Source organism: Lactonifactor longoviformis (genome assembly GCF_042848515.1).
In the GTDB taxonomy this organism is placed as follows: Bacteria; Bacillota; Clostridia; order Lachnospirales; family Lachnospiraceae; genus Lactonifactor; species Lactonifactor longoviformis.
The window spans coordinates 4,262,681-4,280,170 of record NZ_AP031453.1 but is presented as its reverse complement, the minus strand read 5'-3'; the positions used below and the strand labels follow the sequence as shown (position 1 = coordinate 4,280,170).

The window sequence follows — 17,490 nt, the reverse complement described above, 5'->3', positions numbered from 1 at the left end:
GGCCGATATAATGAATCTAACAAAAACGAATTGGAGGTATTGGGAATGAAAAGGAAAATGAAATCTGCTGCGCTTTTGATGGCAGGGATACTTACGGTAACTGGTCTGACTGCCTGCGGCGGCGGGGATGATGCAAAAGCAGAGGGCAAAAAAGGGGCAGGAGACGGAATTGAACTTACCGTATCACATTATTACCTGCAGGAGGAACGGGAGAGCAATGCAGTGGGAGACAGCTATCTGGCCATGGTGGAACAGTATGAGAAGGATCACCCGGATATCACAGTAACCCAGCAGGCCATGTCCCAGTCAGATTACTCAACAAAGATTCAGGCACAGGCTGCTGTGAACGAGGTGCCGGATGTGTTTATGGTAAAGGGATCCTGGGTAGATAATTTTGTGGAGAACGGCATCGTGGCTCCCATTAACGAGTATCTGGACAAATACGAATATAAAGATAACTTCAGAGAGGGTGTGTTTGACGCAGCCACCAGGGACGGCCAGATCTACGGCATGCCAAACCAGATGTCTATAACCTCCGTGGTTTACTACAACGAGGCACTGTGGAAATCCATAGGATACGATTCCTTCCCGGATAATTGGGACGACATCTACGCTGCGGCAGAAAAGTTCCAGGAACAGGGAATTTCAGCCATTGCTCTGGGAAACAGTGAGAAATGGGCTGCGGAATCCTGCATCCTGTCCACCTTAGGCGACAGGTTTACCGGGGCTGACTGGACAAACAGCATCATCGACAAATCCGGGACAGCAAAATTCACAGATGATTCCTTTGTATCAGCACTGGAGAGACTGCAGACACTGGCAACGAAAAATGTGCTGAATCCTGACTTTAACACCATAACAGAGACACAGGGCGTTGAATATTACTCTCAGGGCAGGGCAGCAGCAGTTGTCTCCGGACATTGGAGCGTGGCTGCAATTGAATCCTTTGCCGACGAAGAGACCATTAAGAATACAAAGGTAGCTGTTCTCCCGTCAGAGGATGGAAGCAAGCCGGAAAGTATCTCCGGGGGATGCGGATGGTATTTTGCAGTGAACAAAAACCTCACAGGAGAAAAGCTGGATGCAGCTATGGACTTTATCTTCTCTACCACAGGATATGAGATGTGTGAATATGCTGCCAAAGAACACGGCCTTATGGGCGCCGGTCTGGTAGAGGATGTGGATGTATCTGCATTTCCTCAGCTGACACAGGACTTTATTGCACTCACCAATGAACTGAATTTCACACCGGTATACGATCTGGTTATGGACGGAGCTGTCATTGAGGTGATGAATACAGGAATACAGGATCTGCTGAATGGATCCAAGGAGCCGAAGGATCTGGCGGCAGAGATTCAGGCGGAGCAGGATAAACTTAAATAAAGGCTGAAAAAAGGGGCGGAACTTCTGTCCGCAGAAGGTCCGTCTCTCTTTTTGTCCAAAATTGGAAAGGTGTGAGTGTATGAGCAGTTGTTTAAAAGTAAAAAAGCGGACTATATTCCTCTATATGCTTCCCGGTGTTCTCTGGTACAGCTTTATTATTCTGGTTCCGGTGTGCCTTGCCGCCTACTACGGAATGTTCGACTGGGCAGGAGGAACGAATAAGACTTTTCTGGGAATCCAGAATTATCTGGACGTTATTAAAGACCCGGTTTTCCGCCAGTCTCTGGGAAATAATATTTATCTTACCATAGTCTGCCTGGCAGGGCAGATAGGAATTGCCTTTATTCTGGCAGTGATGCTGAATGGACGGCACATTAAGTTTAAAGGGTTCCACCGCACCATGAGTTATTTTCCGGCGGTTCTTTCCGCTGTTGTCATCGGTTTTATCTGGAATATGATCTATGATTACCACTACGGGCTTTTAAATTCTTTTCTGAAAGTAATCGGTCAGGGGGATCTGGCTCAGGCATGGCTGAATAATGATAAGCTGGTGCTTCTGCTGGTGGCAATTCCGCTGATCTGGCAGTATGTGGGCTATTACCTGCTGATTATCATGTCGGCCCTGTCTTCCGTGGATCCCCAGATCTTTGAGATGGCGGAAATTGACGGCGCAAGCGGCTTTAAGCGGGCCATTTATATCACGCTTCCCCTGATTAAGAATACCCTGATTGTCTGCGTTACCCTTTGTATTGCGGGCAACATGAAGATTTTTGATCATATTTATGCCATGACAGGAGGCGGACCGGGTACATCCAGCAGTGTGATGGCCATGTATGCCTATAAGACGTCTTTTATGTCTTATAAGATGGGATACGGCAGTGCGATGTCCATTATCATACTGATTGTCAGCCTGATTCTGGTGGCGGGAAGCCGGGGACTGCTTTTGCGGTTCGGGAAGGATAAGGAGGTTTAGGATGAAAGAAGCAGGAAGAAAAATTTTAAGAATTATACCAAATATTGTGCTGATACTATTTTCCCTGTCTTGTATCTTTCCGGCGATATGGCTGTTCTACTCCTCGCTGAAGGATAAGGCGGAATTTTACCAGAGTCCCATTGCACTGCCAAAGAGCCCGAATTTTCAGCATTACATATCTATATTTACCAACAGCAAGATTCTTACCTGGATGGGAAACACCATTCGAAACAGTTTTCTTTCTCTGGTATTTATCCTGCTCATCGGATTCGTGGTAGGCTACTTCCTCTCCAGATACAAGTTCAGAGGGAGAAAGGCACTCTATGGATATTTCCTGGTGGGGATGCTGGTACCGGTTCACGCCCTGATGGTGCCGATGTACGTGCTTTTTACAAAGATGGGCCTGACGGACAACTGGTTCACGCTGGTGCTGCCGTACACAGCCCTCTCGCTGCCCATAGCCATTTTCCTGGTGGAAAGCTATGTGAAATCGATTCCTCTGGAGGTGGAGGAGGCGGCGGCCATTGACGGGAGTTCCCTTCACAGAACTCTGTTTTCCATTATCCTGCCAATGTGCAAGCCTATCTTAGTAACAGTGGGCATCATACAGTTTTTCTACGTATGGAACGAATTTACATTTTCTCTGATTTTGATTGACTCAGAAAAGTGGATGACTGTACCTGTGGGGATTACCCTCTTTAAAGGTCAGTTTACCACAGATTACCCTAAGATGATGACCGCCATGCTGATTGCGATTCTTCCGGCTGTGGTTCTGTATTTCTCATTCTCCAAACAGATTATTAAGGGAATGATTGCAGGAGCGGTTAAGGGTTAAGCCATAAGTTTCAGATAATAAGAAAAGAAGAGGTGGATACAGAATGAAAAAATTGTGTTTAAATGAGAACTGGCAGCTCCATGAGGCCCCTTTAAAATGGGGGAAGGAATATAAAAGCCAGATAGACCGTCAGACAGACGGGTGGTATGACTGCAGTCTGCCTGCAGATGTGAGAATGCCTTTAATTGAGGCTGGGGTTATTAAAGATCCCGTACTTTCTGACTACTGCAGGGAATCTGAGTGGATAGAAGACCGATCCTGGTGGTTCAGGAAGACATTCGACGGAAGCGCCGTATGTATGGAGGATGATATTGTTGAGCTGGTCCTGGAGGGGCTGGATACCAGAAGCGACATCTTTATAAACGGACAGTTTATCGGCTGCCACAGAAATGTGCACTACCCCTTTGTATACGATGTTAAGGATCTTCTGGTGCCGGGGGAAAACGAGATTATGGTGAGAGTCACCAGCGGTCTGGAAGAAGTGGCAGAAGAGGATCTGGCGGAGCTGGATCATGCAGTCTGCCTGGAGAGCAATAACGGGGGTGAATTCCGGGGGGACGGCCGGCGTTCCTTTGTGAGACGGCCTCAGTATACTGTAGGCTGGGACTGGGGGCCTAAAGTAATCACCATAGGAATCACCGGAAACGTCTGTCTGAGAAGCTATAAGACTATTGCCATCCGCGAGGTACACTTACATACGGAAAAGCTGGGGGAAACAGCCCGGGTACATGCGATGGTAAATATAGAGGATCTGTGCTTCATCAGTTCCAAAAGCTGTGATGTAACGGTTCAGATGGTGAGAGAAGGCGCGGTATGCGCGGAAGCCAAACTGGAGAAGCAGCTTCTTACCTCCGGATATAACTATCTGGATCTGGAACTTGAAGTTAAGAATCCCTGTCTCTGGTGGCCCAATGGCTACGGGGAGCAGCCCCTGTATGAAGTGCGGGTATGTGCTGCCTGCGGCGGGGAGACAGAGGAATATCCTGCATTTTCCTTTGGTATCCGTACCATACAGCTGGATACCAGTGTGATTGCCGGGGAGGACAGGAATTTTATTCTGGTTGTCAACGGGAAGCCCATCTACTGCAAGGGAGGCAACTGGGTGCCCAATGATTTCATCTATGCCAGAGTACCGGATGAAAAGTATCATGTGCTCACGGACGAGGCGGCAGAGGCCAACTTTAATATGATCCGTGTTTGGGGCGGGGGCCTGTATGAGAGAGACCTCTTCTATGAATTATGCGATCAGAAAGGACTCCTTTTGTGGCATGACTTTATGTTTGCCTGTTCTACCTATCCGGATCATCAGCAATGGTTCCGGGACGAGATGCGCCAGGAGCTGGATTACCAGACCAAGAGACTGCGAAACCACTGCTGTATGGGGTTATACTGCGGCACCAATGAGGTACACTGGATCTTTAATTCCATTGACAATCCCAGATGGGGAATAGAATTTTCATATGAGCACCAGTATGGACTTAGAATTGCCAATCTGATGGCGAAGGAGATCATACGAAACAACTGCCCTCAGATTCCTTACTGGAACAGCTCACCTTACGGAGGGGATCTCCCCAATGATGATACCGTCGGAGATGTTCACCGCTGGCACAATGCTCTGATGAGCAAAAAGATGGAAGAGCGTATCGAGGCGAAGGATTATGACACCATAGAATCAAAGTTTGTAAGCGAATACGGCTTTATCGGGCCGTGCTGCAGGAAAAGCACAGAAGAATATATGGATGGGGCCTCCATGGACAGGGAAGGAAACATCTGGCATATGCATTCCAATGTATTTGAAAAGGGAACTGTAAATGCAGCAATTGAGAAAAATTATCTGGATCATCCGGAGACACTGTCCCTGGACGAATATATTCTCTACGGCGGAATGGTACATGGATTAATGTACGGATATTCACTGGAGGCTATCCGCTTTAAGGAACACTGCGGCGGCGGTTTGTTCTGGATGTATAACGATGCCTGGGGAGAAGTGGGCTGGACCATTATTGATTATTACCTTAGAAGAAAGATTCCTTTTTATGCGGTAAAGCGGGCTCTCGCTCATCAGAAGTTTACCATGCGGGCAGCAGACGGGCAGCTGGTATTGCAGGGGGCTAATGACTATCCGGAGGATCTGGAGGTTTCCGGAAAGATAGGCTACGTCTCCTTTGACGGAAAGGTGAAGGAACTCAGAGACATTGTACTGAAAGTTCCTGCAGGAGAGAGGATATATCTTCTGAAGGAAAAGCTTCCTGAAAGAGATTATGCCGCAGGTACGGTAATGCTCTATACAGACAGTGATGCCGTTGACAATATATGGCTGCGCACCGATGATATGCGTCAGCTGAACTTCGGACCCAACCCTGTGAGAACCGTGGAGGTCCGCCAGGAGGGTGAGGATAAACTGGTTACAGTTACCGCGGACGGCTTTGCACACGGGGTTTACGCCAAGGGAGATTATGATTGCTCCGACTGCTATTTCGATCTGCTTCCCGGGGAGGTAAAAACCTTCAGAATCAAGGGAATCGGCGGGAAGGAACCTGTCATCAAACAGGTAAAATAAAGGATAACTATGCAGGAGGTATAGAATGCTTAAAGAATGTTATGAAGAAGCCAGAAAAAAGGCGCTGGAATTTTATGAAAAGGCTGCAATTGTTTTGACAGATGAAGAAAAGGCTGCAATAGAAATCGCAGACTTCGGACTGGAGGATCTGGAACACATCGGGCTGATTTTGGTCACTTTTGTGAATACGGACAGATGCTGTGCAAAGGAGATGGTTCTCTTTCCCGGCCAAACTTGCCCGGAACACTGCCACGGACCCATACCCGAGCTGCACTACGAGGGAAAAGAAGAAACATTCCGCTGCAGGTACGGAAGCGTGTACCTGTATGTGGAAGGAGAAGAGACTTCCAATCCCCTTGGAAAGAAACCGGAGGGATATGAGGACACCTACACGGTTGGCCATGAGATTGTACTGCATGCCGGAGAACAGTATACTCTTGTCCCCAACACAAAACACTGGTTTCAGGCCGGCCCGGAGGGTGCGGTAATCTCTGAGTTCAGTACAAAGAGCCTGGACGAATATGACGTTTTTACAGATCCGAAGATTAACCGTACTCCTGTGATTGAGTAAACGATGCGATAGGAGAGGTGAGACTATGAAGGTATCAGTATTAACAGATATAAAGAAGGTTGAAGAGCAGGAGCGGGACATCCCCGCCATCCGCCGGGACGAAGTTCTAATCAAGGTTTTACACTGCGGTGTCTGCGGTTCGGACGTTCACTATTATGAGCATGGACGCATCGGAGATTTCGTGGTGGAAAAGCCTATGATCCTGGGGCATGAATGCGGCGGAGAAATTGTGGAAGTGGGCGATGGGGTAAAAGGCCTGGAGAAGGGGGACCTGGTGGCTGTGGAACCGGGATATCCCTGCGGAAAATGTGAGTTTTGCAAGACCGGAAGATATCATCTCTGCCCGGATGTGGTTTTCCTGGCCACTCCCCCGTACGACGGTGCTTTTGCAGAGTATATCAGATATCCTGCGGATATGGTTTACAGGCTTCCTGATACTATGGATACCGTAGAGGGGGCGCTGATTGAGCCTTTGTGTGTGGGACTTCACGCGGCAGAGCAGTCAGAGGGAAAAGTAGGCCAGACAGCAGCCATTTTGGGCAGCGGCTGTATTGGACTTTGTACCTTGATGGCATTGAAAGCTATGGGAATCTGCACTGTTTATGTGGTGGATGTTATAGAAAAACGCCTGCAGATGGCAAAAGAACTGGGAGCGTCTGCAGTGATTCACGGGAGAGAACAGAATGCTGTAGAAGCAATTATGGAACTTACCCAGGGGAAAGGTGTAGATCTGGTATTTGAGACAGCAGGCACAGAGTTCACCACAAAACAGACCGCAAAACTGGTCAAAAGGGGAGGAACCGTGGTGCTGGTAGGTATGGCAGCCGATCCCGTTTTTCCGTATGACTTTGGGACGCTGATGAGCAAGGAGGCTAAGCTGCACACGGTATTCAGATATAAAAATCTGTACCCCACAGCCATCGAGCTGGTGAGCAGCGGGAAGATTCCGGTGAAGAAAATCGTCACCGATACCTATGAATTCTCCCGGATAGGGGAGGCACTGGAGGACAGCATTCACAGGAAAGATGAGATGGTGAAGGCGGTTATCAGGATGTAATAATTGGCAGGGGCTATTGCAGGGATTGTGATGGTTCCTGCTTTTTATATACTTGGGATTTAGGGATATAACTACGTGGACTTCGGCTCAAGATGCTTCATGACGGCAGGTGTTGTGTGGCAGGGGGGCGGTGAGAGGAATCCCGCGGCAGCGGGCTGGCTGGTTCGGACAGGAGGGAGGCTTAAGTTCCGGGGACACCTCCGTCGTGAAGAGAGTCTAAGACAAAACCGGAATCCCCGCCGGAGCACCGTTCGTATGTGCAAAGAATGCTTTATGTGCATTCTCTGCCCATGCTCACTTTTTTTCGGCCCTGACTGCCGAAAAAATCTCCAGCGTGAATCCCGGTTTTGCCTAAGACTCTCTATTCACTCCTGCGGAATCGTCCGCGGAACTTAAGCCTCCCTCCCGCCCGAACCAGCCCGCCCGCCGCCGCGGAATTCCTCTCACCTGGATATGGGGAAGTTCCAGGGGGAGATTTATCAGAAGGGGAATGACATATTTCACGTAGAATATTGATGTAGAATTGTCAGATAGAATATAGATATAATATTGCCAGACAAAGCGTATTAAAAATTTGAAACGGGTTTAGTTTTTTATCCAGAACATCAAGCCGCTAATAGTGCGAAACAAGATAAAATGTACAACTTTCGACCTTCCCCGCCCGTCTTCCGTGGATGTGAAGTGAGTCACTGCCAGGTAAAGGGAGGAGGTCTTGGGGCCAGGGGTGCTGGGTGGAGCTGCGCAGACTACGGAGTGCGTCCGAAGATCCACTGCCGGCGGTCACTTATGAGCGAAGGCTTTCCTGAGCTTCTTAGTGAACGGCCAGGCAGTTAGCTAAGGAGAAACGCAGTAGCAAGCAGCTCCACCCAGCACCCCTGGCCCCAAGACCTCCTCCCTTTACCGTCCGTCAGCAACACTCCGCTCGCCGACTATTTCACCCCGAACTTCACATACACAAAACTATCATTTTAACTATTTCCGCCCCCCCAAAACCTTCATGGAATCCCCCTCCTCCCTGCAAAAGGAAAAAAAACTTTGCTAATACCATGAATAATGGTATAATATACGGAGTATGGAAAAAAGTAAAAAGTTGTATAGGTAGAGACAATGGATAAAAAAGTAAAGATTAAAGGACAATTAAAGACTTACCTTCAGTGGCCGGCTATATTGACAGTTTTGCTGTTGATTATGAATATTGCCCTTTATGTGGTAAACAAACAGGCTGGGGCATTGGCCAGCATTTTTCTTGCGGTCTATATTCTGATTGTGGCGATACTGTATTTTTACAACCGTCCCGTCCTTATGAGTGAGCTGATATCCTTTGCTACCCAGTATGGGCAGGTGCAGAAGAATCTGCTGGAGGAATTTCTGCTGCCGTATGCGCTGATGGATTCCCAGGGGAAGCTGCTTTGGATGAATCATGAATTTTCTCAGATGACAGGGAAAAGTAAGAAGTATCATAAATCAATTACATCAATATTTGAGGACATAACGGCCGATGCCCTTCCCAGGGAGGAAGAGCGCACACAGCTGTGTTTTCAGTTTGAGGAAAAAGACTTCAGGGCTTCTATGACAAAGGTATCTATGGCAGAGCTGTTTGAGGGATCTGATATGATGGAGGCACAGGGGGAGAATTACCTGGTTGCCCTATACCTTTTTGATGAGACGGAGATAAACCGTTATATCCGGGAGAATGAGGAAGAAAAGCTTGTCGTAGGGCTTTTATATCTGGACAATTACGATGAGGCCCTGGACAGTGTGGAGGAAGTAAGACGTTCACTGCTTACCGCGTTAATTGACCGTAAGTTAAATAAATACTTTGGTGAACTTGACGGGCTTGTGAAAAAGCTGGAAAAGGATAAATATTTTCTGGTTATGCGGAACCGGTCTCTGATGGAGCTGGAAAAAAGGAGATTTGATATTCTGGAGGATGTTAAAACTGTCAATATAGGAAATGATATGGCCGTGACTATCAGCATCGGGATCGGAATTAATTCCGGCAGTTATGCCCAGAATTACGAATATTCCAGGATTGCCATTGACCTGGCTCTTGGCCGGGGCGGAGATCAGGTGGTTATAAAAGACGGCAACCAGATTTCTTATTTCGGCGGCAAATCCCAGCAGATGGGCAAGAGTACCAGGGTAAAGGCAAGAGTAAAAGCTCATGCACTGAAGGAATTTATGAGCAGCAAGGATAAGGTTGTCGTTATGGGACATAAGATAAGCGATGTGGACTCTTTCGGAGCGGGTGTGGGAATCTACCGTGCGGCCAAGTCACTGAACAAACGGGCCCATATTGTAGTCAACAATCCGACCATGTCTATCCGGCCGCTGATGCAGAGCTTCCTGAATAATCCGGATTATGATGAGAACATGTTTATCAACAGCTATGAGGCAAAAGAGATTGTGGATAATAACACAGTCGTGGTTGTGGTAGATACGAATAAGCCAAGTTATACTGAGTGTGACGATCTGCTCCATATGACAAAAACCATTGTGGTGCTGGATCACCACAGGCAGGGCAGTGAAGTCATCCAGAATGCGGTGCTTTCTTACATTGAGCCTTATGCTTCCTCGGCCTGTGAGATGGTTGCGGAGATTCTGCAGTACTTTTCTGATGATATCCGTATCCGCAATGTGGAGGCGGACAGCCTGTATGCAGGTATTATGATTGACACGAATAATTTCCTGGCAAAAACCGGAGTGAGGACATTCGAGGCCGCCGCCTTTTTGAGACGATGCGGGGCAGATGTTACAAGAGTGAGGAAGATGTTCCGGGATGATATGGAATCCTATAAAGCCCGGGCCGAGGCTGTACGGCATACGGAGAACTACAGAGAGTGCTATGCGATCTCAGTTTGCCCCAGTGCAGGACTGGACAGCCCTACAGTTGTAGCGGCTCAGGCTGCCAATGAGCTGCTGAATATTGTCAGTGTCAAGGCATCCTTTGTGCTGACGGAATATAATGATCAGATTTATATCAGTGCAAGAGCCATCGATGAGGTGAATGTACAGCTGATAATGGAACGGCTGGGCGGAGGCGGACACATTAACATTGCTGGCGCACAGCTTAAGGACATGACCCTGGACGAGGCAGTTGCACTTTTAAAGAAAACAATTGATGAAATGCTGGAAGAAGGAGATATTTAAATGAAAGTGATTTTAACAGAAGACGTAAAGTCCCTGGGAAAAAAGGGAGAGATTGTAAATGTAAGTGACGGGTATGCCAGGAATATGCTGTTCCCAAAGAAGCTGGGAGTAGAAGCAAATGCCAAGAATATCAATGATCTGAAGCTGCAGAAGGCACATGAAGATAAGGTGGCCAAGGAACAGCTGGAGGCCGCAGAGGCATACAAAAAAGAGCTGGAAGAAAAAGAAATAGTGCTGTCCATTAAAGTAGGAGAGGGCGGAAAGCTTTTTGGTTCTGTATCTACAAAGGAAATTGCAGAGGCGGCAAAGGAGCAGCTTGGATATGAGATTGACAAAAAGAAGATGCAGCTTCCAAGTCCTATTAAGGTATTGGGCACAACTATGGTTCCTATCCGCCTGCACCCTAAGGTAACGGCAGAATTGAAGGTTATCGTAAGAGAAGCTTAAGGAGGCTACATGGAAGAAGCGCTCATTAAGAGAATCCTGCCCCACAGCGTGGAGGCGGAGCAGTCGGTAATCGGCTCTATGATCATGAGCCGGGATGCCATTATGGCAGCATCTGAGATGCTGACTGGGGAAGACTTTTATCAGCACCAGTACGGTGTGATTTTTGATGCTATGGTGGAGCTGTTTAATGAGAATAAACCGGTGGATTTGGTCACTCTTCAGGATCGCCTGAAGGAAAAAAATGTGCCGCCTGAGATAAGCAGTATGGAGTTTGTGCGGGAGTTGATCACAGCAGTGCCGACTTCCGCTAATATTAAATATTACGCGGGGATAGTCAGTGATAAAGCTATGCTCCGAAGACTGATTAAAGTAAATGAAGAGATTGCCAATGAATGCTATCTGGGACAGGAAAAGACAGAGGTAATCCTGGAAGAGACAGAGAAAAAGATTTTCGACCTGGTACAGCGAAGAAGCAGCGGTGACTATGTCCCTATCAGACAGGTTGTACTGAATGCCATTGAAAAAATAGAAAAATCATCCCGCCAGAAGGGTGCGGTAACCGGCATCCCCACGGGTTTTGTGGATTTGGATTATAAAATGTCAGGGTTTCAGCCCTCTGATTTGATTTTGATTGCCGCCCGCCCGTCTATGGGTAAGACGGCCTTTACTTTGAATATTGCTCAATATATGGCCTTTCGGCAGGATGTTACCACAGCAATCTTTAGTTTGGAGATGTCAAAGGAGCAGCTGGTGAATCGTCTGCTCTCCCTGGAATCTAAGGTGGATTCCCAGAGCATCCGTACCGGTAACCTGGAAGATGAAGAGTGGTCAAAGCTAATTGAAGGCGCCGGTATCATCGGGGGGTCTCATATGATCATTGACGACACTCCCGGTATTTCTATTGCGGAGCTTCGGTCAAAGTGCAGGAAGTACAAGTTAGAGCACAATCTGGGAATAATCTTTATTGATTATCTTCAGCTGATGACAGGCAGCGGCCGGACCGATTCCCGCCAACAGGAGATTTCTGATATCTCCCGTTCTCTGAAGTCCCTGGCCAGAGAGCTGAACGTACCGGTGGTAGCGCTGTCTCAGCTCAGCCGTGCTGTGGAGCAGCGGCCGGATCACAGACCCATGCTTTCTGACCTTCGTGAATCAGGAGCAATAGAACAGGATGCGGACGTGGTTATGTTCATCTACCGGGATGACTATTATAACAAGGATACAGAGGACAAAAATATTGCAGAGATTATTATAGCAAAACAGAGAAACGGCCCCATTGGGACAGTAAATCTGGTATGGCTTCCTAATTATACTAAGTTTGTTAACATGAAGAAGTAGATGCAGAATATGTCGAGCGAAATTCATTGCATTTCCCTTTCATTTTGTTATAATTAACCTTAAGGATTAGTCAGGTTAAACCTTAGGGGCAATTCTAATCACAATTTCATAGGGAAGGGGTCAGTATATGAGTGACACCAAGTATCTGATTTCTGAGGCAGCGAAGCTGGCAGAAGTAGAATCTCATGTATTACGGTACTGGGAGGAGGAACTTAAGCTTCCTATAGGCAGAAATGAGATGGGGCATCGATACTACACCCGATGGGATATTCAGGTATTCCTGAGTATTAAGGAACTAAAGAAAAAGGGACATTCATTAAAAGAGATTAAGGAGATGGTTCCTTTACTTTATAAAAATGCACCGAAGGAAAGTTTTCAGATTCCTGTACAGAACCAAAAGCAGGCGGCTGCGCCTGGTCCTTCAAGGAAGTCAAAAAGGGCAAGGGCTCAGGAAGCGGCCAGGAAAGAAAAATCAGAGCAGGACAAGCCAGCGCCGAAGCAGGACAAGCCGGAAGAAGCATCTGTGAAAGTATCGCAGGAGAAACAGGCGGCTAAAAAAGAGATACCCGAAAGTTTTTATAAGATTCTGGAAAAGCTTGTCACTTCCGGCCTAAAGGAGAACCACCCGGATGAAGCCCGCTACAAAGAGCTGGACAAGACGATCCGTACCCACCAGGAGTCCAGGCGTCTGATTGCAGCTACGATTCAACAAACGAAGAAAGAAAAAAAGAAGAGGAAGTTTTCAAAAAAGAGATAAACAGATAGCTGTTGAGTGTTGATGCTCAATGGCTATTTTTTTATTACATAGGAAATTTCGTTCCCTATGTAATAAAATCCTCCGGGCGATCACACTGCGCTTTCGCGCAATTTTTCTTGTATCAGGTACTGTAAATATCTATATTGCATGATATAATTTATATTATGGAAAACGATAAGTTATATATAAATGTGAAACAAAATATTTGTGACTGTATTTACAGGGGAATTTACAAAGACGGAGACAAGATTCCGCCGGAACGGACACTTTCTGATCATCTGAAGGTAAGTCGGGTAACGGTGAGAAAGGCCCTGGAGATTATGGAGCAGGGCAGACTGATTGTGCGTGAGGTGGGAAGCGGAACCAGAGTACAGTTCCATAATTACGGATGGGCCAGAGAGACGGAGGTTTTGGTGCTGGTGGCATCTGCAGGGCATCCTCAATTTTCTAAATTTATTGAACACTTTCAGAGCTGTGCAGCTGCCAATGGTACCCTGCTCCTCTATATGGAAAGACTGCAAAAGGACACCATTGAGGATAGTTTATACCATCTGTATCTAAGAGGCCTCTGCGATGTGGCGGTCTGGCCCGATGGCATTTCTCTGGAACAGGAAAAACTGGAACGTCTTAGGGCTCTGGGGATGAACTTGGCTTTTTTTGATACAGACACGGGTTTTCCTTTTGGGGATTGCGTATATTCAGACATAGAAGCTGGTATGGAGGTTCTGTGTTCCAGTGTGAGGAGGAAGAAAAACCGGAGGCTAGGATATGTAGGATTGGAAACAGATCAATTCTGCAGTGCATGTCAGGCGAAGGAAGCATTCATGAAAGTGGGAGTATCCGGAAAAGTCCTGTTTGAACTGCCGCAGAAAAGAGAAAATCATCCTCAAATCATTAAAAAGGAGCTGGAACGCCTGGAAAGGAAAGGGAAACTGCCGGATGGAATCATTTGTCCGGACGGAAAAGATGCTGTTCTTCTGGCTAAAAGACTTCAGAAAATGAAGGCAGCAAATGTAAAAATAGCCTCCTTCGAGGAGCTAACAGATTCCGCAAGATTCGGAATCACTACATATGAAAAGGACTTTCGGGAGAGTGCAAAGACGCTTTATAAGTGTCTGTCACGGCAGAGCCGGAAGGGAGAACTGTGGAAGGCTGAGAGGTATTTGGTTAGTGGTAGGTTAATAGAGAGATAAATGGGAAGCCATTGCACCGTAGGCAGAGGAATGCTTATGGGGCAGTGGCTTTTTTGCGGAAACTTGGAATTTGACTTCCTAAGCTTGAGACTGCCCAGTCGGAAGGTATGGGGTGGCAGGGGGACGGTGAGACAAATCCCGCGGCAGCGGGCCGGCTGGTTCGGATAGGAGGAAGGCTTAAGTTCCGGGGACACCTCCGTCGTGAAGAGAGTCTAAGACAAAACCGGAATCCCCGCCGGAGCACCGTTCGTATGGTCAAAGAAGGCTTGATGTGCATTCTCTGCCCATGCTCACTTTTTTCGGCCCTGACTGCCGAAAAAATCTCCTGCGGAAATCCCGGTTTTGCCTAAGACTCTCTACTCACTCCTGCGGAACCGTCCGCGGACCTTAAGCCTCCCTCCCGCCCAACCCAGCCAGCCCGCTGCCGCAGGATTTCTCTCACCTGGGTATGGGGAGTTCCAGGGGGTATTTTAAATGAACGGGAATGAAATCTTACACATAGGATATGGTAGTAGAATTGTCAGATAGAATATAACTGTAATGTAGCCAGAAAGTATGGAAGTGATAACGGTAACCGGTTTGGATGTTTATCCAAAACATCAAGAGATCATAAATGATGAATAATATGAAAAGTGTACAACGTTCGACCTTCCCCACACGTTTTCCGTGAATGTGAAGTGAGTCTCTGCCAGGATATAGGAGGGAGCACCGGGGGGACAGGGCCAGTCCAGGGGCCGGGGGATAGGGACAAGTCAGGGAGGTTAAGCGGAGTGAGCCGAAGATCCAGTCCACCAGCTGATTAACGAGGAAGGCTTTCCTGACGAGTTTAGCAGCTGGTAGGACTTAGCTTAGGGGAACGGAGCCTCGAGCTGACTTGTCCCTATCCCCCGGCCCCTGGACTGGCCCTGTCCTCCCGGTGCTCCCTTCTATATCCGTCCGTCTGCAACGCTGCGCTGGCCGACTATTTTATCTCGAACTTTACATACACAAAACAATTACACAAAACTAAAATTTTATACTTTTCGCCCTATGATTCTGCACATACTCCGAAGGGGTATAGGACGTATATTTCTTAAATGCAGAAGCAAAGTAACTGCTGGTGGAAAACCCTAAGGTCATGGACACATCGGTAATCGACTGCCCGTCCAGAAGTAGAGATTTTGCGTATTCGATTTTCTGCTGGTTAATGAAGTTCCTGGGAGATATCCCCATCTCGTTTTTGAACTTTTGCTTGAAATGGGAGAGGGACAGGTGGCAGTAGTCTGCCAGAAACTCCAGGGACAGGTCAGAGGTGATGTTGTCCAGGATGTAAGTCAGTGAATTCCCGATATCAGGAGTCAGCGGAAATTGAGTGACGTTTGAGAAGTAGATCAGCAGGTGAAGGTATATGGTAAGATAGCTGGCGATCATAACTTCATTTCCAGGAGTGAAGGTGAGGGAGAAGGCTTTGGTCAGTACGGTGCGAATTTCTTTGTTGTCTGTACGGATATTATGGCGGGGAATGGCCCGGAGCTGGCGGATCAGGGATTCGGCGGCGGCCTGGCTGAGAAACAGAAAATTACTGCTATCGCTCACATCCAGCTGAATCCAGTAGATCTGGCCTACAGACATGGGGGTTTCGTTGGTACTGTGGACTTCATCGGGAAAGGCAATGAAGGCATCTCCTCCATTTACTCTGTATTCTGCCTCATTGGCATAGAAGAGAATTACTCCTTTGGTGACAAAAGTGATTTCAAAGGAGTTTTCGTGGAAATGCGGAACCAGGGGAGAGATGGCAGCCTGCATCGTGTGCATGCCAAAGGTCCTAAGCCCCGGAACGCGCAGCTGTTGACTTGTGAGTACAATTCTTTCTTTGGAGGTGTAGTAGTCATCTTTCCAGTTTACAGGGGTGTTCATATTGTCACTTCCTTAACAATACATTAAATTTGTATTACATATAAAACTAATTGCAATACAGTTTTAATGATTATATAATGTGAATTGTAGAAAGTCAACAATAAAAAAACAATATTGCACTTGAAATTGGAATTAATTTACAAATTTATTCGGAGAGGAGGAGCCTTTGCAATTGATATGCTGTGCAATATGTTGAAAGAGAAGGAAAATACTTAATTAAGATGAAAAATGTAAAGGGAGAGGAAAAATATGAAGAAAAGATGGATTTCTTTCGTTCTGACGGCGGTTATGGTTTCTGGGTTACTGATGGGATGCGGGGATAAAAAAGAGGATGCACCGGCGGAGAATACCGGGACAGAAGAAAAGGAAGCCGATGCCGGGAAGGAGAAAAAGGAAGATGCTTCGTCAGAGGAGACATATGAAGTCGGCTACATCGTAAGTAATATGAGCCATGAATGGTATCAGAATATATGCTCAGGAGCGGAGAGAAGGGCAGAGGAAAAGAAGGTAGAACTTTCTATCTCAGATGCAGCTATGGATTCCAGCAAACAGATTAGCTACGCGGAAAATTATATCAATCAGGGAGTGGATGCGCTGATTATTACCCCTGTGGATCCCGCGGCTCTGAATTCTGTGGTTGTTATGGCTGAAGAGGCTGGGATTCCCCTGATTGCAGAGTCCAGCAAGTTTGACGGAATGACCAGTTTTGTAGGAATTACAGATTTTGATGCGGCAGAGCACATTGGTGAGTGGATGGCCCAATATGCCAAGGATAATAGCATAGAGATGAACATATTGATTGTCGGGCAGCCCATTTATGAAGCCTGCAGAGATCGTGTAGACGGATTTCTCTCAGGGTTGGATAAAGCAGGTGCGGCTTATACTGTGGCACAGGAGGTAGACGGCAACGGAACGAAAGAGGACTCTCTGGCGGTAGCTACGGATGCACTGACGGCCCACCCGGAGGTAAATGTAATATTCGGCATTAATGATAACTCCTCCACAGGGGCCATGAACGCATATCTGGAACACGGTCTGGATGAGAGCGCACTCACAGTGCTTGGATTTGGGTTTGAGGGCAGTGTGGGAAGAGATGCTCTATTGTCCGGCTCTCCGTACAAGGCTGCAGTTGCTATGTTTCCTGATTATGTAGGGGCAGCCATAGTTGATGTGGCAAAGATGGCAGCCGCAAAAGAAGAGGTTCCCGAGGTTTATTCCATACCGACTACGGTAATAACAAAAGATAATTTTGCGGATTTTTATAAAGACAACGGTGACGGAACGTACACCACAGAGTTTGCAGCTATTGATGCGCTGCTTCAGAAGTAAG

Annotated in this window: 13 protein-coding genes; 12 read left to right on the top strand and 1 reads right to left on the bottom strand. The window is 47.2% G+C overall.

Features of this window, described 5'->3' with window-relative positions:
• Positions 1 to 45 precede the first annotated feature (45 nt).
• The 11 genes from ACGHCT_RS19530 to ACGHCT_RS19480 all read left to right on the top strand — a co-directional run bounded on the left by ACGHCT_RS19530 (position 46) and on the right by ACGHCT_RS19480 (position 14,264).
• Complete coding sequence (locus ACGHCT_RS19530) at positions 46 to 1,383, top strand: ABC transporter substrate-binding protein (RefSeq protein WP_390437274.1); 1,338 nt, start codon at positions 46 to 48, stop codon at positions 1,381 to 1,383.
• Between the two features lie 79 nt (positions 1,384 to 1,462).
• On the top strand, positions 1,463 to 2,356 hold the full coding sequence (locus ACGHCT_RS19525; RefSeq protein ID WP_390437273.1) for a carbohydrate ABC transporter permease: 894 nt from the start codon (positions 1,463 to 1,465) through the stop codon (positions 2,354 to 2,356).
• A gap of 1 nt (position 2,357) precedes the next feature.
• Positions 2,358 to 3,191 (top strand): carbohydrate ABC transporter permease, encoded by an 834-nt coding sequence (locus ACGHCT_RS19520; RefSeq protein WP_072853329.1) that lies wholly within the window; start codon positions 2,358 to 2,360, stop codon positions 3,189 to 3,191.
• A gap of 43 nt (positions 3,192 to 3,234) precedes the next feature.
• Positions 3,235 to 5,751 carry a sugar-binding domain-containing protein gene (locus ACGHCT_RS19515; protein WP_390437272.1) on the top strand — a complete coding sequence of 839 codons (2,517 nt, stop codon included), beginning with the start codon at positions 3,235 to 3,237 and terminating at the stop codon, positions 5,749 to 5,751.
• Positions 5,752 to 5,776: 25 nt separating this feature from the next.
• Positions 5,777 to 6,322: a D-lyxose/D-mannose family sugar isomerase gene (locus ACGHCT_RS19510; protein WP_390437271.1), complete on the top strand. Its 546-nt coding sequence runs from the start codon at positions 5,777 to 5,779 to the stop codon at positions 6,320 to 6,322.
• A 25-nt stretch (positions 6,323 to 6,347) separates the two neighbouring features.
• Entirely contained in the window at positions 6,348 to 7,379 is a 1,032-nt protein-coding gene (locus tag ACGHCT_RS19505) for an NAD(P)-dependent alcohol dehydrogenase (RefSeq protein WP_390437270.1), read from the top strand.
• A gap of 1,107 nt (positions 7,380 to 8,486) precedes the next feature.
• Positions 8,487 to 10,529: a DHH family phosphoesterase gene (locus tag ACGHCT_RS19500; RefSeq protein WP_072854890.1), complete on the top strand. Its 2,043-nt coding sequence runs from the start codon at positions 8,487 to 8,489 to the stop codon at positions 10,527 to 10,529.
• Complete coding sequence (gene rplI, locus ACGHCT_RS19495; RefSeq protein ID WP_072854891.1) at positions 10,530 to 10,976, top strand: 50S ribosomal protein L9; 447 nt, start codon at positions 10,530 to 10,532, stop codon at positions 10,974 to 10,976.
• A 9-nt stretch (positions 10,977 to 10,985) separates the two neighbouring features.
• Positions 10,986 to 12,314: a replicative DNA helicase gene (gene dnaB, locus ACGHCT_RS19490; protein WP_072854892.1), complete on the top strand. Its 1,329-nt coding sequence runs from the start codon at positions 10,986 to 10,988 to the stop codon at positions 12,312 to 12,314.
• 127 nt (positions 12,315 to 12,441) lie between these two features.
• Positions 12,442 to 13,071 (top strand): helix-turn-helix domain-containing protein, encoded by a 630-nt coding sequence (locus ACGHCT_RS19485; RefSeq protein WP_072854893.1) that lies wholly within the window; start codon positions 12,442 to 12,444, stop codon positions 13,069 to 13,071.
• A 191-nt stretch (positions 13,072 to 13,262) separates the two neighbouring features.
• Positions 13,263 to 14,264, top strand: coding sequence for a GntR family transcriptional regulator (locus tag ACGHCT_RS19480; RefSeq protein WP_207650963.1), 1,002 nt, complete (start codon positions 13,263 to 13,265; stop codon positions 14,262 to 14,264).
• Between the two features lie 1,005 nt (positions 14,265 to 15,269).
• Here ACGHCT_RS19480 and ACGHCT_RS19475 read toward each other — a convergent pair.
• A complete protein-coding gene (locus tag ACGHCT_RS19475; protein WP_072851623.1) occupies positions 15,270 to 16,160 on the bottom strand; it encodes an AraC family transcriptional regulator in 891 nt (296 codons plus the stop codon).
• Between the two features lie 249 nt (positions 16,161 to 16,409).
• Here ACGHCT_RS19475 and ACGHCT_RS19470 point away from each other — a divergent pair, with 249 nt between their 5' ends.
• A complete protein-coding gene (locus tag ACGHCT_RS19470) occupies positions 16,410 to 17,489 on the top strand; it encodes a substrate-binding domain-containing protein (RefSeq protein ID WP_072851626.1) in 1,080 nt (359 codons plus the stop codon).
• The last annotated feature ends 1 nt before the right edge of the window (position 17,490 follow it).